A 24123-nucleotide genomic window follows, 5' to 3' on the forward strand; every position below is an offset into this window, starting at 1 on the left:
GCAGTGTAGTAACTGCCCATCGCCGCCATTGGCCCCTGGTCGCGGCGGCTTCAGTTCCAGCCTTCCAGGCGCAAGGTCGCGCGCACCAGGCGCTGCTCTTCGTTTTCGATCTCCCGCAGGTTGTCGCAGAGGCCCTGGATATGCGCGATGGCGGCCTTGCGCGCCTGCTCCGGCAGGCGTCCGGTGACGGCGTTGTAGAGCCGCGCGTGCTGGCGGTCGATCTGGCGCTTCTGCGCCTGGCGGTGGTAGAGGTTGTTGACCGAGGCGAACACCGAATTGAGCAGCAGGTCGGTCAGCGAGCGCAGGGTCTGCACCAGCACCGGGTTGTGCGAGGCCTCGCAGATCGCCAGGTGGAAAGCGTGATCCAGGCGCGCATGGGCCGAGGCATCAAGGGCCTGGTCGTGGGCGTCCAGCAACGCCTGGTAAGCACGGCCGATCAGCACGAAATCGGCCTCGGTGCCGCGCAACGCCGCCAGCCGCGCCGACTCGCCTTCCAGCAGGCTGCGCACTTCGAACAGGTCGTAGAGGGTGCGCGGCTGAGAGCTGAACAGATGCATCAGCGCCGAGGTCGCGCCCTGCCCCGACAGTTGGGCGACAAACGAGCCCTTGCCCTGTTTGGTTTCGATGATGCCCCGCGCCCGCAGCAGCTTCAGGCCCTCGCGCAACGCCGTGCGCGATACGCCGAGTTTTTCCGTCAGGCGCCGCTCCGAGGGCAGCAGTTGGCCGGTCTTGAGTACGCCGTCGACGATCAGGCGCTCGATGCGTTCACACACCACATCCGCCACCTGGTGCCGGCCCGAATCGCTCCTGTGCATGCGCCCTCCACTGGTATGACCAGCTGTGAAGAAAAAACCCGATCAAGCGGACTGCCAGGCCATCCTGCTGATATACCTGGCTTTTTATAAAAAACCCGGCATCGACGGCAAAACAAACTGGTTCGACCAGCGCTCGGCCCCGTGGACAGTAAGGCCAGCCGGGCCAATGATGCAACCAAGCGGCCCAGGGTCTGTTCCCGTGGTGACAGACCCTGGCCAGCCGAGCGCCCATAAAAACAACTCAGGGTCGTCAGCCACCCATGAATATCCTCTACGACGAACGCGTCGACGGCGCGCTGCCCAGCGTCGATAAAGCGGCATTGCTCCAAGCGCTGCGCCAGCGCCTGCCCGACCTCGACCTGCTGCACCAGACGGAAGACCTCAAGCCCTACGAATGCGACGGCCTCTCGGCCTATCGCACCACGCCGATGCTGGTGGCCCTGCCGCGGCATATCGAGCAGGTGCAGGAACTGCTGCGGATCTGCCATGAACGGCGCGTGCCGGTGGTCGCACGGGGGGCTGGCACCGGCCTCTCCGGCGGCGCCCTGCCCCTGGAACAAGGCGTGCTGCTGGTGATGGCGCGCTTCAACCAGATCCTGCATATCGACCCCGCCGCCCGCACCGCGCGGGTCCAGCCCGGGGTGCGCAACCTGGCGATCTCCCAGGCCGCCGCGCCGTTCGGCCTGTACTACGCCCCCGACCCGTCCTCGCAGATCGCCTGCTCGATCGGCGGCAACGTCGCGGAAAACGCCGGCGGCGTGCACTGCCTGAAATACGGCCTGACCGTGCACAACCTGCTCAAGGTGGAGATCCTCAGCGTCGAAGGCGAACGCCTGACCCTGGGCAGCGACGCCCTGGACGCGCCGGGCTTCGACCTGCTGGCGTTGTTCACCGGCTCCGAAGGCCTGCTCGGGATCATCACCGAAGTCACGGTCAAGCTGCTGCCCAAGCCGCAACTGGCCAAGGTGCTGCTGGCAGCCTTCGACTCGGTGGAGAAAGCCGGCCGCGCGGTGGCCGATATCATCGCCGCCGGCATCATCCCCGGCGGCCTGGAAATGATGGACAACCTGGCGCTCCGCGCCGCCGAAGACTTCATTCACGCCGGTTACCCGGTGGACGCCGAGGCCATCCTGCTGTGCGAGCTGGACGGTGTCGAAGCCGATGTCCACGACGACTGCGAGCGGGTCCGCGCGGTGCTCGAACGGGCCGGCGCCACTGAGGTCCGCCAGGCCTGCGACGAAGCCGAACGGGTGCGTTTCTGGGCCGGGCGCAAGAATGCTTTCCCGGCAGTGGGCCGGCTGTCGCCGGACTATTACTGCATGGACGGCACCATCCCGCGCCGCGCACTGCCGGGGGTGCTCAAGGCCATCGCCGCGCTGGCCGCCGAATACCAGCTGCGGGTGGCCAATGTGTTCCATGCCGGCGACGGCAACATGCACCCGTTGATCCTGTTCGACGCCAACCAACCCGGCGAACTGGACCGCGCCGAAGCCCTGGGCGGCAAGATCCTCGAGCTGTGCGTCGCGGTCGGCGGCAGCATCACCGGCGAACACGGGGTCGGCCGGGAGAAAATCAACCAGATGTGCGCCCAGTTCAACAGCGACGAGCTGACCCTGTTCCACGCGGTCAAGGCGGCCTTCGACCCCGGTGGCCTGCTCAACCCCGGCAAGAACATCCCGACCCTGCACCGCTGCGCCGAATTCGGCGCCATGCATGTGCACGCCGGGCAACTGCCCTTCCCCGAGCTGGAGCGTTTCTGATGACGGCACACGCGGATAACGACGCCAGCGGCGAACTGCTGGAACAGGTCGGGCAGGCGCTGGCCGGCAATACCCCGCTGCTGATCCAGGGCGGCAACAGCAAGGCCTTTCTCGGGCGGATGAGCGCTGGAGAAGTGCTCGACACCCGCGGCCATCGCGGCATCGTCAGCTACGACCCGACCGAGCTGGTGGTGACCGTTCGCGCCGGCACGCCGCTTGCGGAACTGCTGGCCACGCTGGACGCCGCCGGGCAAATGCTGGCCTGCGAACCGCCGGCCTTCGGCGACGGCGCCACGGTCGGCGGCATGGTCGCCACCGGCTTGTCCGGCCCGCGGCGACCCTGGGCTGGCTCGGTGCGCGACTTCGTCCTCGGCAGCCGGGTGATCACCGGCACCGGCAAGCTCCTGCGCTTTGGCGGCGAAGTGATGAAAAACGTCGCCGGCTACGACTTCTCGCGCTTGCTGGTGGGCAGCTACGGTTGCCTGGGGGTGCTCACCGAGGTGTCGCTCAAGGTCCTGCCCAAACCGCGCCAGTGCCTCAGCCTGAGCCTGGAAATAGACAGCGCCAAGGCCCTGGCCCGGCTCGCCGACTGGGGCCAGCAACCGTTGCCCATCAGCGCCGCCAGCCATGACGGCCAGCGCCTGCACCTGCGCCTGGAGGGCGGCGAAGGCTCGGTGGCCGCGGCCCGCGACCGCCTGGGTGGCGAGCCGTTGGCGGCCGATTACTGGGCCAACCTCAACGAACAACGGCTGGCATTCTTCGACGAAGGCCTGCCGTTATGGCGCCTGTCGCTGCCCAACAATACGGGGCCCCTGGAGCTGCCCGGCCAGCAGTTAATAGATTGGGCCGGCGCCCAGCGCTGGCTGAAATCCGCGGCGCCCGCGGAGCGCATCCGCAGCCTGGTCGAGCGCGTCGGCGGCCATGCCACCTGCTACAGCCACGGCCTGGTGGACAGCCCGTTCCAGCCGCTGCCGGCAGTGCTGCTGCGCTACCACCGCCAGCTCAAGGCGCAACTGGACCCGCAAGGGATCTTCAACCCCGGCCGGCTCTACGCCGAGCTCTGATCGCAGACCCCGAGCATGCAAACCACCTTGAGCGAACAGGCGCGCCAGCTGCCCCGCGCCGCGGAGGCCGAGAGCATCTTGCGCACCTGTGTGCACTGCGGTTTCTGCAACGCCACCTGCCCCACCTATCAGTTGCTGGGCGATGAGCTGGACGGACCGCGGGGGCGCATTTACCTGATCAAGCAGGTGCTGGAAGGCCACGAGGCCACGGCCAAGACCCAGCTGCACCTGGACCGCTGCCTGTCGTGCCGCAACTGCGAAACCACCTGCCCGTCCGGGGTGGATTACCACAACCTGCTGGACATCGGCCGCGCCGTGGTCGATGCCGCCGTGCCCCGGCCCCTCGGCCAACGCCTGCTGCGCCAGGGCCTGCGCGCCCTGGCGCCGAACCCGGCGCTGTTCAAGGCGCTGCTCGGCACCGGCGCCACCTTGCGTCCGTGGCTGCCCGAGGCCGTGCAAGGCAAGCTGCCGCGCCAGGTGCAGCCGGCCAAGACACGCCCGGCCACGGCCCACGCGCGGCGTGTCTTGCTGCTGGAAGGCTGCGTGCAGGCGAGCCTGTCACCCAACACCAACGCCGCGACGGCGCGAGTCCTCGACCGCCTGGGCATCGCCGTGCAAGCCGTGAGCGAGGCCGGCTGCTGTGGCGCCGTGGATTACCACCTGGACGCCCAGGAGGCTGGCCTGGAGCGGGCGCGGCGCAATATCGACGCCTGGTGGCCGCACCTGGAAAACGGCGCCGAAGCCCTGGTACAGACCGCCAGCGGCTGCGGCGCCTTTATCAAGGATTACGGCCACCTGCTGGCCCACGACCCGCGTTATGCCGCCCGCGCCGAGCGGGTCAGCGCCCTGGCCCGGGACCTGGTGGAAGTGCTGCGCGACGAACCGCTGGAACAGTTGCACGCCCACAGCGACCAGCGCCTGGCCTTCCACTGCCCGTGCAGCCTGCAACACGCGCAGAAACTCGGCGGCGCGGTGGAGGCCGTGCTCAAGCGCCTGGGCTTCGAGCTCACCGAGGTGCCCGACAGCCACCTGTGCTGCGGTTCGGCGGGCACCTATTCGCTGACCCAGCCCGAGCTGGCGCGGCAATTGCGCGACAACAAGCTCAATGCCCTGGAAAGCGGCCGGCCCGAAGTCATAGCCACCGCCAATATCGGCTGCCAGACCCACCTCGACGGTGCCGGGCGCACCCCGGTGCGGCATTGGATCGAGCTGGTCGAGGCCGCCCTGCCACCCCTGAATGTTTCCCATCAATCAGCTACGCCCTGAAAGGAGCACGCCATGCACAGCAAAGCCGTACTGGGTCAGCGCGAAGTCCAGCGCATCCTGATCGCCGCGCGGGACGAGGCCGAGCGCAACCAATGGGCGGTGAGCATCGCCATCGTCGACGACGGCGGCCATCCGCTGGCCCTCGAACGCCTGGACGGCTGCGCGCCGGTCAGCGCCTACATCGCCATGGAAAAAGCCCGCACCGCGGCCCTCGGCCGACGCGAGTCCAAGGGTTATGAAGAGATGGTCAACGGCGGGCGCACGGCGTTTCTCTCCGCGCCCTTGCTGACCTCGCTGGAGGGCGGCGTGCCCGTGGTGTTCGACGGCCAGGTGATCGGCGCGGTCGGGGTGTCCGGGGTCAAGTCCGGGGAGGATGCCCAGGTGGCGCGGTTCGCCGCTCGGGCACTGGATTGAAAATCTGGACCGCTGCGCGGTCCATCGCGAGCAAGCTCGCTCCTACAGCGTTCTGCGCCGTCCATGTAGGAGCGAGCTTGCTCGCGATAGGGCCGGAAAATCCGCCGCCCCGACGCCTGCCTCACATCACCAACTGCGCGATCAACCAGGCATTGGCGCCGCTGATAATCGCGAACAGGCTCCAGGCGAGGACGCGGGTCGGCCAGCGGTTGACGAACACGCCCATCAATTGCGGGTCGCTGGTCATGCGGATCAACGGGTACAGGGCGAACGGCAGTTGCAGGCTGAGCACCACCTGGCTCAGCACCAGCAACTGGCCGACCGCGCCGTCGCCCATCAGCCACACGCCGACGAACGCCGGCACCAGCGCCAGGCCGCGGGTGATCAGGCGCCGCTGCCAGCACGGCAGGCGCAGGTTCAGGTAGCCCTCCATGATCACCTGGCCGGCGATGGTGCCGGTGAAGGTCGAGCTCTGCCCCGAGGCCAGCAAGGCCACGCCGAACAGCACGCTGGCCAGCGCCCCGCCCACCAGCGGGTCGAGCAGGTGATAGGCGTCCTGCAACTCCACCACCTCGGTGTGCCCGGTGCCGTGGAAGGCCGCGGCGGCGAGGATCAGGATCGCTGCGTTGACCAGCAGCGCCAGGGTCAGGGAGCCGATGGTGTCGATGCGCGCCAGCTTGATCGCATCCCGCCGGCTGGCCTCGTCCCGGCCCACCAGGCGGGTCTGCACGATGGAGGTGTGCAGGTACAGGTTATGCGGCATCACGGTGGCGCCGAGGATGCCGATCGCCAGGTACAGCGGCGCGGCTTCGCCGATCGCCGCCAGCGATGGCGTGAAGCCCCGCGCCACGTCCGGCCAGTAGGGTTTGATCAACAGCAGCTCGACGAAAAAGCACAGGCCGATGGTGCCCACCAGCACCAGCATGATCGCCTCCAGGCGCCGGAAGCCGCGGTTCTGCAGGGCGAGAATCAACAGGGTGTCGAAGGCGGTGATGACAATCCCGGTGGTCAGCGAAACGCCGAGCAACAGATGGAACGCCAGGGCGCAACCCAGGACCTCGGCCAGGTCGGTGGCGATAATCGACACCTCCGCCAGCAGCCACTGGGTGCGCGCCGTGCGGGTGCTGTAGCGCTGCCGGCAAAGCTGCGCCAAGTCGCGCCCGGTGGCGATGCCCAGGCGCGAGCACAGGCACTGCACGGCCATGCCCGCAAGGCTCGCCAGCAGCACCACGAACAGCAGGTTGTAGCCATAGCGCGAACCGGCCTCGATGGCGGTGGCCCAGTTGCCGGGGTCCATGTAGCCGATGGAAATCAGCAGGCCGGGGCCGGCGAAGCGCAGGATGCGCTTGAACAGTGGTGCCTTGGGATCGACAACGATGGTGCCGGCGACTTCCGGCGGGCAAAAGGGTGCGGTACCGACTTTGGGGAGAGTGAATTTCACGCGGGCATCCGGAAGGCTGGAACGGTGGCCCAGCTTAGACGTTTCAGCGAACCGGCCCAAGCCTTGATAGCGCCCTGCTCCGGCCTTTTGCAGCCTGCCTCTGTAGGAGCGAAGCTGGCTCGCGATAGCGGCATATCAGTCACCACCACCGATGAGCCGGCCCCTTTTCCCAAACCACCCTGCACCGACCGGACGCTCCTACAGCCCCCGTGTTTTCAGGCATGATGCGGGGCAGCCATCCGCGGAGCCGCGCCATGAACACTCCAGCCCAACCCACTGTCGCCCTGGCGATGCGTTCGTATTCCGGGCAGGTCGAGCTGCACCATCACGATTTTCCGCAGATCGTGCTGCCGCAGTCAGGGGCGATGGAAATCGAGGTGGACGGCCGTGGCGGCAAGGTCGATGCCAGCCAGGGCGTGGTGATTGCGCCGGGAGCCCGGCATAGCTTCCTGGCCGAGCGCCGTAACACCTTTCTGGTGCTCGACCTGGATAGCCCCGGCAACGAGGCGCCTCTGGCCGATAGCCGCTTCTTCGCCATCGACCCGCAGATCCGCCACCTGCTCGGCTATGCCAGCCACAGCGGCGCGTTGCTCAGCTCCTCCAGCCCGGTCGCCAGCGCCTGGAGCGCCCTGCTGCTGGCCTGCCTGGCCCGCCCGACGCCGAGCGCGCCGCAGCGCCAGACGCTGGTGCGGGCCCTGACCTACATCGAGCAACACCTGGGCAGCCCGCTGAGCGCCCGCGCCATCGCCCAGGCCGCGAGGGTCAGCGAGCGCAGCCTGTACCTGCTGTTCGAGCGGGACATGCACAGCACGCCTTTCGCCTACATTTCGACCCTGCGCCTGGACCGCGCCATCGACCTGCTCGGCCGCACCCTGCTGCCCATCAGCGAGATCGCCCAGCGGGTCGGCTACGCCGATCAGAGTGCCCTGACCCACGCCTTGAAGAAGGCGCGCAACCAGACCCCGGCCGCCCTGCGCAAGGCCGCTCGCGACGCCCAGGCGCAGGCTGCGACAAGAGTTCGGCAGGCCTGATCAATACCGCCGTCGCGGCGGCTTCTATGCTGGCCACACCGCCCTTGCCTCGGTGTGTCTATGACCGCAATCCACTCAACCCGCCTCGCCCCCTCCCGCAGCGGCGCCGCCACCGCCATCGGCGTGATCGCGGTGTTCCTCTGGTCATGCCTGGCGCTGCTGACCACCCTCACCGCCGGCATTCCCCCCTTCCAGTTGCTAGCCCTAAGCTTTGCCGTGGCCTGCGGCGCCAGCCTGGTATTGCTCGGCTTGCGGGGGCGCGCCGGTTTTCGTGGCTGGCGCCAGCCTTGGCCGGTCTGGGCCCTGGGGTTCGGCGGGATCTTTGCCTACCACGCGCTGTATTTCTTCGCCCTGAAAGCCGCGCCGGCCGCCGAGGCCAGCCTGATCGCCTACCTCTGGCCGTTGCTGATCGTGTTACTGGCGGCCAGGGCCGGCGGCGAACCGCTGCGCGGCCGGCAACTGACCGGTGCCTTGCTGGGGCTGGCCGGCACCGCGTTCATCATGCAGCAGCGCGCTTCCAGCCAGGTCGGCGCGATGCCGGTGGCGGGTTACCTGGCGGCGTTCGGCTGCGCCCTGGTGTGGTCCGGCTACTCGGTGCTCAACCGCCGTTTCAGCAGCGTGCCCAGCAGCCTGATCGGTGGCATCTGCGGGCTGGTGGCGCTGGCCGGGCTGCTCTGCCACCTGATGTTCGAAAACCCGGTGCAACCGGACCTCAAGCAATGGCTGGCGATCCTCGGCCTGGGGCTGGGCCCGGTCGGCCTGGCCTTCTTCGCCTGGGACCACGCCACCAAACACGGCAACCTGGCCACGCTCGGCGCGCTGTCCTACCTGGCGCCGTTGATCTCCACCCTGCTGCTGATCGTCATCGGGCAAAGCCCGGCCAGTGTGTGGCTGCTGGTGCCGGCGCTGCTGATTATCGCCGGGGCGGTGCTGGCGACTTCGGGGGCCCGTTCTGCCCAGGGCGATGAGCAAAAACTGTCACACCGATAAGCGCCGCGAAGGCCGCTCCCGCGCCCTTTTATCCGAAATTTCGCGTCACCGCATATCCCGCTGGAGTGCCCCGCGACAGCCATGGGAAGATGCGCGCCCCAACGCGCTCACTCTGGAGAATCTGCATGTCCCTGTTCGGTAAACACGCCGCGGTCCTGGTCCTCGCGGCGCTGGCCGGTTTCAGCACCCTGGAGGTGTCCGCGGCCCAGCCGACGAACAACAAGGCCAAGGTCGAGACCGTCTCGATGCTTGGCGGCAAGTTCAAGTTCAGCCTGCCCAAGGGTTTCATCGCCAACCCGCTGCCGGCCGGCGACGAAGCCAGCGGCACCGCCGGCGCCACCGGCACTATGTACACCAACGCCAGCACCAAGACCGTGGTCATCGCCGCAGAAAACCTGATCCCCGATGCGGTGCAGGCCAAGGACAACGACGCACAGTTCCTCGACAGCGCGGTGTCGGGCTTCCTCTCGCAACAGGCGGCAGCCCTGCCGGATTTCAGCAAGCAGAGCGAAAAAAGCATGACCCGCGGCGGCCTCGGCCTGCGCCAGATCGACAGCACCGCGACCCAGGGCGGCGGCATGACCCAGAGTTCCACCCTGCTGGCCGGCTCGGGCAACCGCATGGCGGTGGTGCAGGTAATTTCGCGGATCGGCGACAAGGCCAATCACGACAAGCTGGTCAGCCAGATCGTCGGCAAGTAAGCGCAGCAGCACAGCGGCCGCGGCGGGTTCACGGCTTCAAGGGTTGAGGCGGAGCAACCAGCGGTTCAGGTCCTGGAGCTCGGTGTCGCTGATGGTATGACCGATGCCCGGGTAGGCATGGAATTGCGGAGCCAGGCCCAGGCCGCGCAACAGGCTGTCGGCCTCGGAGCCGTCGCTGTAAGGCAGGCGCATGTCCGCGGTGCCATGGGCGATGAAGATCGCCAGCCGCTCCAGGCCCGTGCCGCTCTTGAGCTGCGAGCGCAGCACCGGCAGGATCTTCCCGCTCAGGGCGGCAATCCCGCGGACCGCCTGGGGATGGCGCAGGCCCAGCTCGTAGGCCATGATCGCGCCCTGGCTGAAGCCCACCAGGAACACCCGGTCGGCGCGGGTGTGGTACTTGGCGAGCGCCTGCCGCACGAATTCGTCGATCAGCTTCGCACTGTCGACCAGCTCGGCGGTCACCCCGTCGTAAGCGCCTTCGCCCTGCTTGTGAAACCACTGGTAACTGCCCTCTTCAACGGTCTGCGGCGCCCGTACCGAGAGGTAGGTGTAATCCGCCGGCAACCCATCCTTGAGGCCGAACAGGTCCTCTTCATTGCTGCCGTAGCCATGGAGAAAAATCACCAAAGGCCGGTCGCGGGAATCGGCCGGGGCCTGTTCCAGATAGCGCAGCGGCAGGTCGTCGTGCAGCACCGTCTGCGCCTGGGCAGTGGCGCAAACACTTAGCAGCAACAGGGCCAGGAACTTGAACATGGGACGTCCTTCCGGGTGGGCAGGCCTGGCGGTGTGGCCTGGCCTGCAAGCAGGGGAAACGCTCGGCCATCATCAGGCCGGCGCACGTCTCAATCGTTGGTCAGCTTGCCGCTACGGATCGGTTCGCGGCCGGCGACCTTGGCCTGCCAGATGCCCGGCTCGGTGTAGCGGCTGCGGTCCAGGGCAAACAGTACGCCACTGGTGGCGGCGCGTACCACGCTGACAATGTCGTTCAACGGGTCGACCACCTCGAAGATCGCATCGCCCCGCTCCACCCATTCGCCAGCCTCGCGCAGGAAGCTGACCACCCCATGGTGCGGGGCGAACAGGTATTGGGTGCCTTCGAACGGCATGCCCTCGCAGCAGGCATCCGGGGTCGCCGGCCATTGGCCGTCGATAAACCCCTGCTCGGCAAGAAAACCGAGGATCGCTTCGCAGTTGGCCTGGGCCTGTTCGACCCGGGTGTCGCCCATGCTGCCCAGCTCCAGGGTGGTGGCGAGGTTGGCCGGGGGAATCGCCGCCCGCGGGAAGTCGCGGGCCAGGCGCAGCCAGGGCGTGGAGCAGGACTCATCGAACGAGCTGCCGCCGGAGTCTTCGCAGAGCAGCGCCACGCCGGCCTTCAGCCGCGCGGCCAGGGGCTGCCACTGCGGCCAGTGCTGGGGCAACGCGTACAGATGGATCGCCGCTTCGAAATCGCAGTGCAGGTCGAGGGTGATGTCGGCGTCGCAGGCGTGGCGCAGCAGCAGGCGTTGCAGGGCCTGGAGTTGCGAGGTCGGGGCCGGCAGAGCGTCGAGGACGTCGCCCATGGTCTGGCGGATCAAGGCGACGTTGGCCGCCGCATCGCTGCCCAGGCGGTCACCGATCAGGTCGCCCACCGGGCCACTGAGTTCGACGAAGGCGCGGTTGAAGTTCTTCCCGCTGCCGCTTTCGAAACGTCCCAGGTGGCTGCTTTGCAGGTGCTGGTCAAGGCCGATGGGGTTGGCCACCGGCACCAGCTCGATCACGCCCTTGAGTTGCCCCTGGGCTTCCAGTTCGCTCAGGCGTTTTTTCAGTTCCCAGGCGGTGCGCATGCCCGGCAATTCGTCGGCGTGCAGGCTGGCCTGGATATAGACCTTGCGGCTGCCGCCGCCAAAACGGAACACGCTGAGCTGGCGCTGGGTGCCCAGATGGCTCCAGGGCAAGGAATGGTCGATGCGTTGCATGAAGGGCTCCGGAAGAAAAATGGAGTTCGGCGGGGGCCGTAGCCTGAGGCATTTGCGCAGCCATGAAAAGGTCGTCGTCCGCTGCCGGGTGGCGCGGGCTTCTGTAGCCGCTGCCGCAGGCTGCGATAAGGCCGAAGGCCTTCAGCGATCTCAAGGTCCCTGCGCCCCCTGCGGGGTCGATAGCAGCCTAGCGGGCTCGGCAGCGGCTACAGGAGCGCCCCATCGCGCGGGGTAAATAGCACTCATGAAAAAGGCGGCCCCGGTAAACGGTAGCCGCCTTTTTCAGCCCGGCGAATTACTCGCCGTAGACGTCGAACTTGAAGTACTTGTCCTGCACGGCCTTGTACTTGCCGTTGGCGCGGATCTCAGTAATGGCAGTGTTGAATTTCTCGGCCAGGGCAGTATCGCCCTTGCGCACGGCGATGCCGGCGCCGCCACCGAAGTACTTCGGATCGTTGTACTCGGGACCGACGAAGGCGAAGCCCTTGCCGGCGTCGGTTTTCAGGAAGCCGTCATCGAGGTTGACCGAGTCGGCCAGCAGCGCGTCGATGCGACCGGACACCATGTCCAGGTTGGCTTCCTGCTGGGAGCCGTAACGCACCAGGTTGATCCCGGCCGGCACCAGCACCTCGGTGGCGAAACGGTCATGGGTACTGGCGCGCAGCACCCCGACTTTCTTGCCCTTGAGCTCGGTCAGCGGGTCCTTGACCTCGGTGCCTTCCTTCATCACGAAGCGCGCTGGGGTGTGGTAGTACTTGATGGTGAAATCGACGTTCTTCTTGCGGTCGTCGGTGATGGTCATGGACGACAGGATGGCGTCGATCTTGCGCACTTTCAGCGCCGGGATCAGGCCGTCGAATTCCTGCTCGACCCAGGTGCATTTGACGTTCATCTGCTCGCACAGCGCGTCGCCGATATCCACGTCGAAACCGGTGAGCTTGCCGTCGGGGGTTTTCATCGAGAATGGCGGATAGCCGGCTTCGATACCGATGCGGATCGGCTTGGCATCGTCAGCCACGGCGGTCAGGGACAGCATGGACAGTGCCAGGGCACCGAACAGTACAAGCTTCTTCATTTATAACTCCTGTAGACGGAGGCTTTTATTGGCAGAAAGGTTCGATTGGGGGAAATCGAAGTGGCCAGCAGTCTAGAGCGGCGCCCGGGAGGCAAATTGTGTTTATGCGACAAATACTTATATAAAATCCACCTCCGCATTCAGGCGTCGGGCAAGCCGCCCTGCTGCCGTCGTCGGCGTACCGCGAACGGTTCGGGCGTGGGGAGAAGGTGGTCGCCGAGTGATGGGCCGAGCGGGAGAACGTCATCGCGGGCCAGCCTCGCGCCTACAGAAGCCTGTTTCGTTGGCGTGACTGAAGGGCTGCTCCCGTAGGAACGAGCGGGCGGCGATCCGACTTGCCCGCGAAAGGGCCAGCTCAGCCCTCCTCAATCCTCGGGCTTGCGCAACAGGTAGGTGTCCATGATCCAGCCATTGGCCTGCCGCGCCGCCTTGCGCACTTGCTGGATCTGCCCCGCGACCTCCTTGAGCCGGCCGGCGATCAGGATTTCCTCCGGCGTGCCGAGGTAGGCGCCCCAGTAGATCTCCAGGTCCTGGTCCGCCACCTGGCGATAGGAGTCCTCGGCGTCGAGCATCACCACCAGGCTGTCGGCATCGCTCACCTGCCCCGCCGCCAGGCGCCGGCCGGTGGTGATCTCCACTGAGCGGCCAATGCAGTTCAACGGCACCTTGTGCTGCGCCGCCAGGGCCTGGACGCTGGTGATGCCGGGGATCACCTCGAACTCGAACGCACAGCGACCGCTGGCCAGGATCGCCTGCAAGATGCGAATGGTGCTGTCGTACAGCGCCGGATCGCCCCAGGCCAGGAAAGCCCCGGTTTCGCCGTCCGCCAGTTCTTCGTCGATCAGCCGCTCGAAGGTGCGCTGCTTGTCGCGGTTCAGCTCGGCGACGCTGGCCTGGTAATCCACCTCGGCGCCGCGCAGTCGCTCCGGGCTTTGCGCTTCGACAAAACGGTAGCCGGGCTGCTCGATGTAGCGCTCGCAGATTTCCCGGCGCAGGTCGATCAGCGCGTCCTTGCTCTGGCCCTTGTCCATCAGGAAGAACACGTCGGTGCGATTGAGCGCCTTGACCGCCTGCAGGGTGATGTAGTCGGGGTTGCCGGCGCCGATGCCGATGATCAGGAGGGTTTTCACGTGGGGCAGGTCTCGATGGCGAATCGGAAATGGAGTATGGCCGGGTTGTCGCGGCGCGTCACAAAGCGGCCGCCGGGCGGCCTATCGCGAGCAAGCTCGCTCCTACAATGATTTGCGCCACCTCTGCAGGAGCGAGCTTGCTCGCGAAAAAATCCCCAGGCCACGCCGAGCCAAGCCCGCTAATCGCGCTGGTCCAGACGCAAGCGCCAGCGCCCGTTGAAGCGCAGTTCGACCTGGGCCAGCGGCTCGACATCGATGGCATTGAAACTGGCCAGCGGGCATTGCATGACGTGCACCAACGCCGCGCGGATGACCAGCGGATGGGTCACCGCCAGCACATGCCCGGGCTGCTCGCACAACGATGCCAGCCACGCCGCGACCCGCTCGCACAGCTGCGCCACCGACTCGCCGCCATGGGGCGCCAAGTGGCTGTCTGCCAGCCAGGCTTGCACGGCCTCGGGCTGCTTGCGGTGCAGATCGTCAATGGACAGGCCCTGCCAGCGGCCCATGTCACAGTCGCGCAACGCCGGCACCGCCTCCACGCTGGCGCCATACAGGGCGGCGGTCTGCCGCGTCCGTTGCTCCGGCCCGCTGAGCAGCCGCGGCGCCCCCTTGAACGCGCCGGCCCGCGAGCCCGCCAGCGCCTGCCAGTCCATCTCCAGCGGTTCGTCCAGCGGGAAACGCGCCAGCTTCTGGGCGACGGTCCGGGCATGGCAGATCAGGGTCAAGCGGGTGGCCGGCACGGGGAATCTCTCGACGTTGAATGGACGCAGTGGGCAATGTGGCTGCGTTTGTATCATGGGCCGCCGAGGGATTCCCAACTTGTCGCAGCCGAACCTAGGCGCTGGCGATCCCCGGCCGGGCCAGGTACAGCACCTCGTAGCGTTCGGCGCCGCGTGCGCTGTCGGGCGCGCTGGCCGACAGGGTGAAGCGCACCAGCTCCCAGGCCTGCAGGTCGAGGGCGACGAACACGGCGAAGGTGTCCGGGTCATCGGCCAGCCGCTGGTTGTGTTCGACCTGCTCGGCCAGCAACCTGGCCCGGTCCGCCAGCGGATCGATCGCCAGCGCCTCGCGATAGAGCGTCCGTGCCTGGTTGGCGCGTCCGCGACGCCAGTCCAGGGGCAACCAGGACTCGATGTGCGGCCGGCCGAAGGAGTCGATCACGCTGTCGAAACCGCTGCCCATGAGAAACCGTGCGGCGCCCGCCGGATCGGCCCAGAGGTAGATCGAGGCGTACAGGTTATGCCGCGTGCCGTGCACGCCCCGCTCCTGCCCGGCGAAGACCTTGAACAGCAACCCCTCGACCTCGTCCCACAAGGGCCCGCGATCCGCGGCGCGGTGGCGGATCACGCCCATGTCGTAATCGGCGGGCAAGCGGTGTGAATACTGTTTGGCCAACATGGCGGTGCTCCTGTGCTTGAGGGTGCGGCCAGCTTGCGCAGGGCCAGCCATTACAACAAGATATCGACACATATATCTGCGATAAGCATTCGATATGAGCGAACCCGTCAAGCCGCTGGACATCGACACCGTGCACGCCTTCGTGCTGATCGCCGACTTCGGCAGTTTCACCCGCGCCGCCCAGGCGCTGGACACCTCCCAGGCCGCCATCAGCCTCAAGCTCAAGCGCCTGGAGGAACGCCTCGGCTATCGCCTGCTGGAGCGCACGCCCCGGCATGTGCGCCTGACGCCGGTCGGCGAGCAGTTCATGCAGGCCGCCCGCGACCTGCTGCGCGCCCATGAGCGGGCCCTGGGCGACATGCAGGCGGCGCCGGCGCGACGGCTGATCATCGGCATCAGCGACCACGTGGCCGGCGCGGAACTGCCGCACCTGCTGAGCCGCATCGCCGCCTACGATCCGCTGCTGATCATCGAGGTGCGCATCGCCTCCTCCCGGGACCTGACGGCGGCCTTCGACCGCGAGGAACTGGACGCGGTCATCGTGCGCAACGAAGGCGCGCGCCAGGACGGCGAAGTGCTGGTGGCCGAGCGCTTCGGCTGGTTCGCCGCGCCGGCCTGGCAGCAGGCTCCGGGCACCCCGCTGCGGCTGGCGACTATGGCCGCGCCCTGTGGCGTGCGGCATGTCGCCGTGCGGGTGCTGGACGACGCCGGCATTGCCTGGACCGAAGTTTTTATCGGCGGCGGCGTGATGGCCGTGTGCGCCGCGGTCAGCGCCGGGCTCGGGGTCGCGGCGCTGGCCCATCGGGTGGCGCCGGCCGGCGCGGTGGAAGTCGGTGAACGCCTCGGGCTGCCGGTGCTGCCGGTCAGTGAAATCATCTTGCTTGCGCGGCCCACCGACGCCCGCTCCGAGGAAACCCTGCGCGCCCTCAGCGCCGCTTTTCGCGGCACCCTGCCGCGCTGACGGCGCGCCCCAAAAAACCTCGCCCCCCCAATAAACCCGGGCTTTCACGCCCCCTTTTGGCGCATTTCAGGGGCCTTTATTTTTCACTGGACATGTAGCGTAAATTACATAAATACTGTTTTCAATTTCAGTGAAACAAAAACGACATCCACTTGCGAAGGCGTTTTCATGCCGTCTCTCAGAGACCAGATCACCGACCCGGCCCTCGACCTCACGCCTTCGGAGCGCAAGGTCATCCGTGCCCTGCTCGACCATTACCCGCGCAACGGCCTGGGGCCCATGTCGCGGCTGGCCGAACACGCCGGCGTCAGCGACCCGACCATCGTACGGCTGGTGAAAAAACTCGGTTTCGGCGGTTATGCGCAGTTCCAGGAAGCGCTGCTCAGCGACATGGACGCTCGCCTGCGCTCGCCCAGCACCCTGTTGCAACCGCGGGCCCAGGTGCCCCGGGACGATGCCTGGAGCCATTACCTGCAAGGCAGCCTGCGCAGCCTGGAACAGACCCAGGCCCTGACCCAGCCCGAAGACGTGCGCATCCTGGTCGACTGGCTGCTGGACAGCCGGCACGCGCTGTACTGCTACGGCGGGCGCTTCAGCAACTTTCTCGCCAGCTACCTGCTCAATCACCTGCGCCTGATGCGCCCCGGCTGCGTGGCCCTGGACGACAACGCGCAACTGCCCGACCGCCTGTATGACGTGCAGCGCCAGGACATCGTCTTGCTGTTCGACTACCGCCGCTACCAGAGCCAGGCCCTGCGCGTGGCCAGCGCGGCCAAGGCGCGGCACGCGCGGGTGGTGCTGTTCACCGACATCTATGCCTCGCCCCTGCGGGAGCTGGCGGACCTGATCATCAGTGCCCCGGTGGAGTCGGCCTCGGCCTTCGACACCCTGGTGCCGGCGCTGGCCCAGGTCGAGGCGCTGGTCGCCAGCCTGACCCTGCGCAGCACCGACCTGGACCGACGCCTGGAGGGCATCGACGCCCTGCGCAACGAATTCGCCACTCACCTGCTGGAGGACAAATAAGGATGGTCTGCCTTCCCCACCAATCACCCCGCGACCTGCCATTCACCCTCGATCGCACCGCCCTGCTGCTGGTGGACATGCAACGGGCCTGGCTCGAGCCGCAGCTGGATCCGCATTTGCAGGTGCCGGACGCCGAGTACTTCCTCAAGCGCACCCGCGAGCAGGTGATTCCCAACCAGCAGAAGCTCCTGGCGGCCATGCGCGGCGCCCGGCAGAACGTGCTGCACACCATTATCGAAAGCCTGACCGCCGATGGCCGCGACCGCTCGCTGGACCACAAGCTGTCGGACATGCACCTGCCCAAGGGCAGCCCGCAGGCGGCGATCATCGATCCGCTCGCGGCGCGGGAGAACGAAATCGTCCTGCCCAAGACCTCCTCCGGGGTCTTCAACTCGACCAACATCGACTACGTGCTGCGCAACCTGCAGACCCGTCACTTGATCGTCGCCGGCATCGTCACCGACCAGTGCGTCGACATGGCGGTACGCGACGCCGCCGACCGCGGTTACCTGGTGACCCTGGTGGAAGACGCCTGCGCCACCTACACCGACGCCCGGCACCAGGCCTGCCTGAACGCGATCAAGGGCTACTGCTGGATCACCGACACCCAGACCGTGCTCGGCCGCCTGCGGGAGATGCAGGCATGAGCCGCAACAGCGAGCCGTTGCGGCCGGTGGCCATGACCACCCTGCTCACCACCGACCTGATCGGCGTCAGCCGTGGCCGCTCGTTCCCCAGCGACGAACTGGACAGCTACACCAGCGCCGGCTGCGGCTGGGTGCCGGCCAACAGCGCGCTGACCCCGCAGGACATCATTGCCGAGCCCAACCCCTGGGGCGCCCGTGGCGACCTGCGGCTGATCCCCGACCTGGCCAGCCGAGTCCAGGTCGGCAACGGCCCGGACGCCAGCGCCTCGCCGCTGGACTTCATCCACGCCGACATCTGCGAGACCGACGGCCAGCCCTGGGCCGCCTGCCCGCGCACCCTGCTGCGCAACGAGGTGCAGCGCTACGCCAGCGAGCTGGGGCTGCAGGTCACCGCCGCCTTCGAGCACGAATTCAACCTGCGCGGTGCCACCGCGCAACCGGAGCGCCTGGCCTTCTCCCTGCAGGCCCAGCGCCAGGGCGCGGACTTCGGCGGCTGGCTGCTCAGCGCCTTGCGCGCCGCGGGCGTCGAGCCGGAAATGTTCCTGCCCGAATACGGCAAGCACCAATACGAAATCACCTGCCGCCCGACCCAGGGCGTGGCCGCTGCCGACCGCGCGGTGAACGTGCGCGAGATCACCCGCGAGATCGCCCGGCAACTCGGCCATGGCCTGAGCTTCGCGCCCAAGACCGCGGAGCACGCGGTGTGCAATGGCGTGCACCTGCACCTGAGCCTGCAGGACCTGGACGGCGCGCCGGTGCTGTATGAGGAAGGACGGGCCAACAACCTGTCGTCCCTCGGCCAATTCTGGGCCGCCGGGGTGCTCAAGTACCTGCCGGCGCTCTGCGCCTTTACCGCGCCGACACCGATTTCCTACGCGCGCTTGCAACCCCATCACTGGAGCGCCTCCTACGCCTGCCTGGGCCAGCGCAACCGCGAAGCCTCGCTGCGCATCTGCCCCACCGTGAGCCTCGGCGGCAAGCCGGTGGCGCCGCAGTACAACCTGGAATTTCGCGCGCTGGACGCCACCGCCTCGCCGCACCTGGCCATGGCCGCGGTGCTGATCGCCGGGCGCCTGGGCATCGAACAGAAGTTGCCGCTGCGCGCCGTGACCGACGAAGTGCCGGACGAACTGAGCGCGCAGCAGCGCCAGGACCGCGGCATCGTCGCCCTTCCGGCTTCGTTGCCCCAGGCGCTGGACTGCCTGCGCAACTGCCCGGAACTGCTGCAAGCACTGCCAGCCCCGCTGCTGGACACCTATTTCGCCGTCAAACACAAGGAAGTAGAACTGACCGAGCACCTGACCCCTGCCCAACTCTGTGAGCACTATGCACACCTGTACTGAAACCGCTGAACTGGGGCTGTACACCCAACCGGCCTACCGGCTGCTGCGGGAAGATTCCGCGCACCCGCTGATCCTCGTCTGCGAACACGCCAGCCGTTATATCCCGGCGGCGCTCAACGACCTCGGCCTGGACCCGGAAGCGGCGCGTGAACACATCGCCTGGGACCCCGGCGCCCTGGAGCTGGCGCAAAGCCTGTCGCAGACCCTCGGCGCCACCCTGCTGACGGCCAATTATTCGCGGCTGCTGATCGACCTCAACCGCCCGTGCCAGGCCCACGACAGCATTCCGTTGCAGAGCGAGATCTACCAGATCCCGGGCAACCAGCACCTCGACGAAGCCACCCGCGAGTACCGCCGCAAGCAGCTGTTCAGGCCCTTTCATGCGCGCCTGAGCGGGCTGATCGACGCACGCCTGGCCGCGGGCCGGCCGGTGCGGGTGGTGGGCATCCACAGTTTTACCCCGCTGTACTACGGCCAGCGCCGCACGCTGGAGATGGGCGTGCTGTTCGATCGCGCCGAGGGTTACGCCCGGCGCCTGCTGGAAGGCATGTCGGTCCACGACGTGAAGATCGCCGGCAACGAGCCGTACAAGATCGACGCCCTGGGCGACATGACCGTGCCGGCCCACGGCGATGCCCGCGGGCTGGATTCGGTATTGATCGAGGTGCGCAACGACCTGCTGCGCACCCCGCAGGCCATACAGTGCTGGACGGATTATCTGGCACCGCTGTTGTAGAAAAAGCTGTACATCAGGATGGAGCTGTCGTTGTAAAAAAGCTGTTTGCTGTACCGGTACAACAACTATAAAAAACCGCCGTGGCGTGTCTTTAAACCTGCCAGGTTCAAATACATTGCTTGCCTCTGCAGGTCGTCCTTCGACCTCAGCGACAGGCTCCCGCCCCCCCTTTGGCTGACAAGGAGAACCTCTTCATGGAGATTGAAGAATTCGGCTACAAACAGGAACTCAAGCGCGGCCTGACGCTGCGCGACCTGGTGGTCTACGGGATGATTTTCATGATCCCCATCGCCCCGTTCGGGGTCTACGGCTATGTAAACCAGGAAGCACCGGGCATGGTGCCGCTGGCCTACATCATCGGCATGCTGGCGATGCTCTTCACCGCCCTCAGCTACGGCAGCATGGCCCGCGCCTTTCCCATCGCCGGCTCGGTCTATTCCTACGCCCAGCGCGGGCTCAACCCCCATGTCGGCTTCATCGCCGGCTGGCTGATGCTGCTCGACTACCTGCTGATTCCGCCGTTGCTGTACGTCTACGCGGCCATGGCGCTGAACCACCTGTACCCGGACATTCCCAAGGTCGGCTTCATCCTCGCGTTCCTGGTCAGCGCCACCTTCGTCAACCTGCGCGGCATCACCTTCACCGCACGGATGAACATCGTGTTCCTCCTGGCGCAACTGGTGGTGCTGGGGATCTTCCTGTTCTACGCCTGGAACGCCCTGCACGGTGGCGCCGGTAACGGCCAGCTGACCCTGGCGCCGCTGTACCACCCGGAGAATTTCCACTTCGGCATGCTGATGCAGGGCGTGTCGATCGCCGTGCTGTCGTTCCTCGGTTTCGATGCCATTTCCACCCTGGCCGAAGAGATCAAGAGCGAGCCGGGCAAGAGCGTCGGCCGCGCCGCGCTGATCACCCTGCTAGTGATGGGCGCGATCTTTGTGGTGCAGACCTGGATCGCCACCGACCTGGCCGCCGGCATGGGCTTCAAGTCGGCGGACACCGCCTTCTACGAGATCGCCGAAATCGCCGGCGGCAGCTGGCTGGCGACCCTGACCGCGGTGGCCACCGCGCTGGCCTGGGGCGTGGCGGTGGCCATCACCTCGCAAGCGGCCGTGTCGCGCCTGCTGTTCGGCATGGCCCGCGACGGCAAGCTGCCGAAGATCCTGGCCAAGGTCCACCCCAAGCACAACACGCCGCACGTCAGCATCTACCTGGTGGCCGTGCTGTCGCTGCTGATCTGCTACCTGTTCATCAACTCGGTGGACACCCTCACCTCCCTGGTGAATTTCGGCGCCTTGAGCGGCTTCATGCTGTTGCACCTGACCGTGATCAATCACTACTGGCGCCGCAACCAGTCGGCCCAGGTGCTGCGTCACCTGATTTGTCCGGTGATCGGCTTTCTAATTGTCTGCGCGATCATGTACAACATGGGGGTCGATGCGCAGAAACTCGGTTGCATCTGGATCGCCATCGGCCTGGTCTATCTGTTTTTCCTCAACAAGCTGGGCGCCAATACGGCGCTGGCCGATCCACTTTAATCAACACCCCCGGACGCCGCGGCACCATGAAGGTGCTCCGGCGAATCCGAGTGGGCGCCGACAGGTGCCTGCGTGCCACCACCCGCCGTCGCGGGCAGTGGCAGTAATGCGTGGAAACCGACAGTGATTGTCAGGTTCGGCGCCCCGGGTTTTGCGACCAGGCGTCGATCATTTTGATACAGGAGTGCATCCATGCTGGTCTTACGCCCAGTTGCGCCAGACGATTTGCCGGAGTTGCAACGGCTGGCCCGTGAAAGCCTGGCGGGGGTGACGTCCCTGCCGGACGATCGACAACACCTGCTGGACAAGATTCTCGACTCCTGCGCCTCCTTCGCCGCCAACGTGCAGGCGCCGGGGCCGGAGAACTATTTTTTTGTCCTGCACGACCCGGCCAGCGGCCAGCTGCGCGGCTGCTCGGAAATCCTCGCCATGGCCGGGTTCTCCGCGCCCTTCTACAGCCTGCGCAACCGACCCTTCGTCAGCAACTCGCGGGAGCTGAACGTGCAGCACGGCGTGCCGACCCTGTCGCTGTGCCAGGACCTGAGCAACCACAGCCTGCTGCGCGGCTTTCATATCGACCCGGACCTGGTGGGCACACCGATGGCGGAGCTGCTTTCCAGGGCCCGCCTGCTGTTCATCGCCGCCCATGGCTCGCGTTTCGCCGACACCAGCATCACCGAGATCGTCGGCTACAGCAGCGACGACGGCCATTCGCCGTTCTGGGATGCCCTGGGCAAACACTTCTTCGACCTGCCCTATGTCGAGGCCGAACGCCTGTGCGCCCTGCGCAGCCGCAGCTTCCTCGCCGACCTGATGCCGCAGTACCCGATCTACATCCCGATGCTGCCCAAGGCGGCCCAGGACTGTATCGGCCAGGTCCACCCGCAGGGTCGCGAGGCCTACGAGATCCTGCTGCGCGAGGGGTTTGAAGCCAACCACTATGTCGACCTGTTCGACGGCGGCCCGACGCTGTACGCCCGCCACAACGGCGTCCGCTCCATCCGCCAGAGCCTTATCGCCAACGCCTGCCCGGGCCAACAGAGCGGCAGCGGCCGGGCCTGGCTGGCGAGCAACGAACGGCTGGGGCAATACCGGGCCGCCCTGGTGCACCTGGACGAAGCACCGGGGGACCTGGTCAACCTTGACCCGCAAACCTTCCAGGCCCTGCACCTGCAAACCGGCGACCCGGTACGGCTGGTCGCCCTATGAAGAACCCCGGACACGTTTGCATTCGCCGCCTGAACAGGCGCGCAGAAGGAGCTGCATCATGATCGTTCGCCCGGTACGCGTGACCGACCTGCCCGCGTTGATGGCCCTGGCCCGGCGCGCAGGCCTGGGGCTGACCAGCCTGCCGGCCAACCAGGAGCGCCTGACCCACCGGATTCGCTGGGCCCAGCGGACCTTTGCCGAACAGGTGGAACGGGCCGACGCCGACTACCTGTTCGTGCTCGAGGACGACGACCAGCAAGTGATCGGCATCAGCGCCCTGACCGGCGCCGTGGGCCTGCGCGAACCCTGGTACAGCTACCGGGTCGGCATGACCGTCAATTCGGCGCCGCACCTGGGCATCCGGCGGCAGATCCCGACCCTGTTCCTGAACAACGAGATGACCGGCCAATCGGAACTCTGCTCGCTGTTCCTGCGCCCCGACCAGCGCCGTGACACCAACGGCCGCCTGCTGTCCCTGGCGCGCCTGCTGTTCGTCGCCGAGTTTCCGCACCTGTTCGGCGACAAGCTGATCGCCGAGCTGCGCGGCAAGGGCGACGAGAACGGCTGCTCGCCGTTCTGGAACAGCCTGGGCCGGCACTTTCTGCAGATGGATTTCGTCCAGGCCGACCACCTGTCCAGCCTTGGCCACAAACCCTTTATCGCCGAACTGCTGCCGCGCCAGCCGTTGTACACCTGCCTGCTCAGCGAACCGGCCCAGGCCGCGATCGGCCAGGCCCACAAAAACGCCGAGGCGGCGCTGGCCATCCTGCGCCACGAAGGTTTTGCCCATCAGGGCCATATCGACATCTTCGACGGCGGGCCAGTGATCGAGGCCGAGCGGAGCAAAGTCCGCGCGGTGCGCGAAAGCCAGGTGCTGCCGCTGCTGGTCGGCACCCCGGACGACGACGCGCCGACCTGGCTGATCCACAACCGCCGGCTGGAAAGCTGCCGCGTCACCCGCGCCCGCGCTCGCCTGGTGTCCGGCTGCCTGCTGGTGGATCGCCTCAGCGCCAAGCGCCTGCAAGTGCAGCCCGGCGATCTGGTGCGCGCCGTGCCGCTGCTGGCCACCCAGGCCAAGGCGGTCGCGGCCGAAAGCCCAAGGACGGCGCTGGCCGATGCCTGAGCGGCGCCAAGGGCCGCATCGGACTCATTCGAGCTTGAACCCGTCATCCAGCGGCACCCGGTAGCCGTTGGCCAGGCGATTGGTTTCGTTGGCCATGCCGACCACCGCCTGCAATTCACCGAACATCGCCTCCGTCATCCCTGCCTTGCGCGCCGCGGCGGTGTGCGAAGCGATGCAATACGGACAGTTGTTGGTGACGCTCACCGCGACGTAGATCAGCTCCTTGGTCAGCGGATCCAGCGCCCCCGGCGCCATGATCTCCTTGAGGCTGTCCCAGGTACGACGCAAGGTCGGCGGATGGGCCGCCAGGCATTTCCAGAAGTTGTTCACCTGGTCGACCCGGCGGGTGCGCATGATGTCGTCGAACACCGCCCGCACTTCCGGGCTGGCGTCGACGTATTCGGTGAGGTGGCTGCTCATTGAAGGCTCCGCTGTGGGGGACGAGGCTTTCGAGTATAGGCAGAGGGATCGCAGGCGCCTGCAGCCATTCCCTTGTAGCC

24 protein-coding genes are annotated in these 24123 nt (G+C 66.9%); 15 read left to right on the forward strand and 9 right to left on the reverse strand.

What is annotated here, in order from left to right:
• Window positions 1-50: 50 nt before the first annotated feature.
• A complete protein-coding gene (gene glcC, locus PMI20_RS19190) occupies window positions 51-815 on the reverse strand; it encodes a transcriptional regulator GlcC (protein ID WP_007930739.1) in 765 nt (254 codons plus the stop codon).
• 260 nt (window positions 816-1075) lie between these two features.
• Here glcC and glcD point away from each other — a divergent pair, with 260 nt between their 5' ends.
• From glcD to PMI20_RS19210, 4 genes are read left to right on the forward strand one after another with little or no spacing between them, the layout of a single operon-like run.
• Window positions 1076-2575 (forward strand): glycolate oxidase subunit GlcD, encoded by a 1500-nt coding sequence (gene glcD / locus PMI20_RS19195; protein ID WP_007930737.1) that lies wholly within the window; start codon window positions 1076-1078, stop codon window positions 2573-2575.
• A complete protein-coding gene (glcE, locus tag PMI20_RS19200; protein ID WP_007930731.1) occupies window positions 2575-3639 on the forward strand; it encodes a glycolate oxidase subunit GlcE in 1065 nt (354 codons plus the stop codon). The genes glcD and glcE overlap by 1 nt, the downstream gene beginning before the upstream one ends.
• 15 nt (window positions 3640-3654) lie before the next feature.
• The gene (gene glcF, locus PMI20_RS19205) at window positions 3655-4905 is read left to right on the forward strand and encodes a glycolate oxidase subunit GlcF (protein WP_284168745.1); all 1251 of its coding nucleotides are present in this window, start codon (window positions 3655-3657) and stop codon (window positions 4903-4905) included.
• Between the two features lie 12 nt (window positions 4906-4917).
• Window positions 4918-5319, forward strand: a complete 402-nt coding sequence (locus PMI20_RS19210; protein WP_007921076.1) for a heme-binding protein — start codon at window positions 4918-4920, stop codon at window positions 5317-5319.
• A 121-nt stretch (window positions 5320-5440) separates the two neighbouring features.
• On the opposite strand, the gene PMI20_RS19215 is transcribed toward PMI20_RS19210, so the two are convergent.
• The gene (locus PMI20_RS19215; protein WP_007921078.1) at window positions 5441-6760 is read right to left on the reverse strand and encodes an Nramp family divalent metal transporter; all 1320 of its coding nucleotides are present in this window, start codon (window positions 6758-6760) and stop codon (window positions 5441-5443) included.
• Window positions 6761-7014: 254 nt separating this feature from the next.
• Here PMI20_RS19215 and PMI20_RS19220 point away from each other — a divergent pair, with 254 nt between their 5' ends.
• The 3 genes from PMI20_RS19220 to PMI20_RS19230 all read left to right on the forward strand — a co-directional run bounded on the left by PMI20_RS19220 (window position 7015) and on the right by PMI20_RS19230 (window position 9482).
• Entirely contained in the window at window positions 7015-7791 is a 777-nt protein-coding gene (locus tag PMI20_RS19220; RefSeq protein ID WP_007921081.1) for a helix-turn-helix domain-containing protein, read from the forward strand.
• Between the two features lie 60 nt (window positions 7792-7851).
• Window positions 7852-8781, forward strand: coding sequence for an aromatic amino acid exporter YddG (gene yddG, locus PMI20_RS19225; RefSeq protein ID WP_007921082.1), 930 nt, complete (start codon window positions 7852-7854; stop codon window positions 8779-8781).
• Between the two features lie 125 nt (window positions 8782-8906).
• Window positions 8907-9482 (forward strand): DcrB/PsbP domain-containing protein, encoded by a 576-nt coding sequence (locus PMI20_RS19230; RefSeq protein WP_007921083.1) that lies wholly within the window; start codon window positions 8907-8909, stop codon window positions 9480-9482.
• Window positions 9483-9518: 36 nt separating this feature from the next.
• Here the strand turns inward: PMI20_RS19230 and PMI20_RS19235 are convergent, their stop codons facing one another.
• The 6 genes from PMI20_RS19235 to PMI20_RS19260 form a co-directional block, all read right to left on the reverse strand.
• Window positions 9519-10235, reverse strand: a complete 717-nt coding sequence (locus PMI20_RS19235; RefSeq protein ID WP_007921084.1) for an alpha/beta hydrolase — start codon at window positions 10233-10235, stop codon at window positions 9519-9521.
• Window positions 10236-10324: 89 nt separating this feature from the next.
• Window positions 10325-11437, reverse strand: coding sequence for a succinylglutamate desuccinylase/aspartoacylase family protein (locus PMI20_RS19240; RefSeq protein WP_284168751.1), 1113 nt, complete (start codon window positions 11435-11437; stop codon window positions 10325-10327).
• Between the two features lie 295 nt (window positions 11438-11732).
• A complete protein-coding gene (gene aotJ, locus PMI20_RS19245; protein ID WP_007932592.1) occupies window positions 11733-12512 on the reverse strand; it encodes an L-arginine-binding protein AotJ in 780 nt (259 codons plus the stop codon).
• Between the two features lie 365 nt (window positions 12513-12877).
• Window positions 12878-13642 (reverse strand): precorrin-6A synthase (deacetylating), encoded by a 765-nt coding sequence (gene cobF / locus PMI20_RS19250; protein WP_007932591.1) that lies wholly within the window; start codon window positions 13640-13642, stop codon window positions 12878-12880.
• A 179-nt stretch (window positions 13643-13821) separates the two neighbouring features.
• A complete protein-coding gene (locus PMI20_RS19255) occupies window positions 13822-14385 on the reverse strand; it encodes a histidine phosphatase family protein (protein WP_007932590.1) in 564 nt (187 codons plus the stop codon).
• Between the two features lie 94 nt (window positions 14386-14479).
• Window positions 14480-15043 (reverse strand): DUF4865 family protein, encoded by a 564-nt coding sequence (locus PMI20_RS19260; protein WP_007932589.1) that lies wholly within the window; start codon window positions 15041-15043, stop codon window positions 14480-14482.
• A gap of 94 nt (window positions 15044-15137) precedes the next feature.
• Between PMI20_RS19260 and PMI20_RS19265 the strand changes: the two genes are divergently transcribed.
• The 8 genes from PMI20_RS19265 (at window position 15138) to astA (ending at window position 23623) form a co-directional block, all read left to right on the forward strand.
• Entirely contained in the window at window positions 15138-16004 is an 867-nt protein-coding gene (locus PMI20_RS19265) for a LysR family transcriptional regulator (protein WP_007932587.1), read from the forward strand.
• Window positions 16005-16172: 168 nt separating this feature from the next.
• Window positions 16173-17027: a MurR/RpiR family transcriptional regulator gene (locus tag PMI20_RS19270; protein ID WP_007932586.1), complete on the forward strand. Its 855-nt coding sequence runs from the start codon at window positions 16173-16175 to the stop codon at window positions 17025-17027.
• A gap of 2 nt (window positions 17028-17029) precedes the next feature.
• Entirely contained in the window at window positions 17030-17674 is a 645-nt protein-coding gene (locus PMI20_RS19275) for a cysteine hydrolase family protein (RefSeq protein ID WP_007932585.1), read from the forward strand.
• Window positions 17671-19017 (forward strand): type I glutamate--ammonia ligase, encoded by a 1347-nt coding sequence (locus PMI20_RS19280; RefSeq protein ID WP_007932584.1) that lies wholly within the window; start codon window positions 17671-17673, stop codon window positions 19015-19017. The genes PMI20_RS19275 and PMI20_RS19280 overlap by 4 nt, the downstream gene beginning before the upstream one ends.
• Window positions 19001-19753 carry an N-formylglutamate amidohydrolase gene (locus tag PMI20_RS19285; protein WP_007932583.1) on the forward strand — a complete coding sequence of 251 codons (753 nt, stop codon included), beginning with the start codon at window positions 19001-19003 and terminating at the stop codon, window positions 19751-19753. The genes PMI20_RS19280 and PMI20_RS19285 overlap by 17 nt, the downstream gene beginning before the upstream one ends.
• A 194-nt stretch (window positions 19754-19947) precedes the next feature.
• Complete coding sequence (locus PMI20_RS19290; RefSeq protein ID WP_007932582.1) at window positions 19948-21291, forward strand: APC family permease; 1344 nt, start codon at window positions 19948-19950, stop codon at window positions 21289-21291.
• Window positions 21292-21483: 192 nt separating this feature from the next.
• Entirely contained in the window at window positions 21484-22500 is a 1017-nt protein-coding gene (locus tag PMI20_RS19295) for an arginine N-succinyltransferase (protein WP_007932581.1), read from the forward strand.
• Window positions 22501-22558: 58 nt separating this feature from the next.
• On the forward strand, window positions 22559-23623 hold the full coding sequence (astA, locus tag PMI20_RS19300) for an arginine N-succinyltransferase (RefSeq protein WP_007932580.1): 1065 nt from the start codon (window positions 22559-22561) through the stop codon (window positions 23621-23623).
• A gap of 24 nt (window positions 23624-23647) precedes the next feature.
• Here astA and PMI20_RS19305 read toward each other — a convergent pair whose 3' ends face one another.
• The gene (locus PMI20_RS19305) at window positions 23648-24043 is read right to left on the reverse strand and encodes a carboxymuconolactone decarboxylase family protein (protein WP_007932579.1); all 396 of its coding nucleotides are present in this window, start codon (window positions 24041-24043) and stop codon (window positions 23648-23650) included.
• Between the last annotated feature and the right edge of the window lie 80 nt (window positions 24044-24123).

The organism is Pseudomonas sp. GM17 (assembly GCF_000282175.2).
GTDB lineage: Bacteria > Pseudomonadota > Gammaproteobacteria > Pseudomonadales > Pseudomonadaceae > Aquipseudomonas > Aquipseudomonas chlororaphis.

What these genes read in the sequence shown, in the direction of transcription:
- PMI20_RS19285 (WP_007932583.1), top strand. Translation starts at nt 19,001, where the DNA reads ATGCACACCTGTACTGAAACCGCTGAACTGGGGCTGTACACCCAACCG.
- PMI20_RS19295 (WP_007932581.1), top strand. Translation starts at nt 21,484, where the DNA reads ATGCTGGTCTTACGCCCAGTTGCGCCAGACGATTTGCCGGAGTTGCAA.
- PMI20_RS19275 (WP_007932585.1), top strand. Translation starts at nt 17,030, where the DNA reads ATGGTCTGCCTTCCCCACCAATCACCCCGCGACCTGCCATTCACCCTC.
- aotJ (WP_007932592.1), bottom strand. Translation starts at nt 12,512, where the DNA reads ATGAAGAAGCTTGTACTGTTCGGTGCCCTGGCACTGTCCATGCTGTCC.
- PMI20_RS19290 (WP_007932582.1), top strand. Translation starts at nt 19,948, where the DNA reads ATGGAGATTGAAGAATTCGGCTACAAACAGGAACTCAAGCGCGGCCTG.
- glcE (WP_007930731.1), top strand. Translation starts at nt 2,575, where the DNA reads ATGACGGCACACGCGGATAACGACGCCAGCGGCGAACTGCTGGAACAG.
- PMI20_RS19270 (WP_007932586.1), top strand. Translation starts at nt 16,173, where the DNA reads ATGCCGTCTCTCAGAGACCAGATCACCGACCCGGCCCTCGACCTCACG.
- glcC (WP_007930739.1), bottom strand. Translation starts at nt 815, where the DNA reads ATGCACAGGAGCGATTCGGGCCGGCACCAGGTGGCGGATGTGGTGTGT.
- PMI20_RS19210 (WP_007921076.1), top strand. Translation starts at nt 4,918, where the DNA reads ATGCACAGCAAAGCCGTACTGGGTCAGCGCGAAGTCCAGCGCATCCTG.
- yddG (WP_007921082.1), top strand. Translation starts at nt 7,852, where the DNA reads ATGACCGCAATCCACTCAACCCGCCTCGCCCCCTCCCGCAGCGGCGCC.
- glcD (WP_007930737.1), top strand. Translation starts at nt 1,076, where the DNA reads ATGAATATCCTCTACGACGAACGCGTCGACGGCGCGCTGCCCAGCGTC.
- PMI20_RS19280 (WP_007932584.1), top strand. Translation starts at nt 17,671, where the DNA reads ATGAGCCGCAACAGCGAGCCGTTGCGGCCGGTGGCCATGACCACCCTG.
- PMI20_RS19230 (WP_007921083.1), top strand. Translation starts at nt 8,907, where the DNA reads ATGTCCCTGTTCGGTAAACACGCCGCGGTCCTGGTCCTCGCGGCGCTG.
- PMI20_RS19305 (WP_007932579.1), bottom strand. Translation starts at nt 24,043, where the DNA reads ATGAGCAGCCACCTCACCGAATACGTCGACGCCAGCCCGGAAGTGCGG.
- PMI20_RS19240 (WP_284168751.1), bottom strand. Translation starts at nt 11,437, where the DNA reads ATGCAACGCATCGACCATTCCTTGCCCTGGAGCCATCTGGGCACCCAG.
- PMI20_RS19220 (WP_007921081.1), top strand. Translation starts at nt 7,015, where the DNA reads ATGAACACTCCAGCCCAACCCACTGTCGCCCTGGCGATGCGTTCGTAT.
- glcF (WP_284168745.1), top strand. Translation starts at nt 3,655, where the DNA reads ATGCAAACCACCTTGAGCGAACAGGCGCGCCAGCTGCCCCGCGCCGCG.
- PMI20_RS19260 (WP_007932589.1), bottom strand. Translation starts at nt 15,043, where the DNA reads ATGTTGGCCAAACAGTATTCACACCGCTTGCCCGCCGATTACGACATG.
- astA (WP_007932580.1), top strand. Translation starts at nt 22,559, where the DNA reads ATGATCGTTCGCCCGGTACGCGTGACCGACCTGCCCGCGTTGATGGCC.
- PMI20_RS19235 (WP_007921084.1), bottom strand. Translation starts at nt 10,235, where the DNA reads ATGTTCAAGTTCCTGGCCCTGTTGCTGCTAAGTGTTTGCGCCACTGCC.
- PMI20_RS19265 (WP_007932587.1), top strand. Translation starts at nt 15,138, where the DNA reads ATGAGCGAACCCGTCAAGCCGCTGGACATCGACACCGTGCACGCCTTC.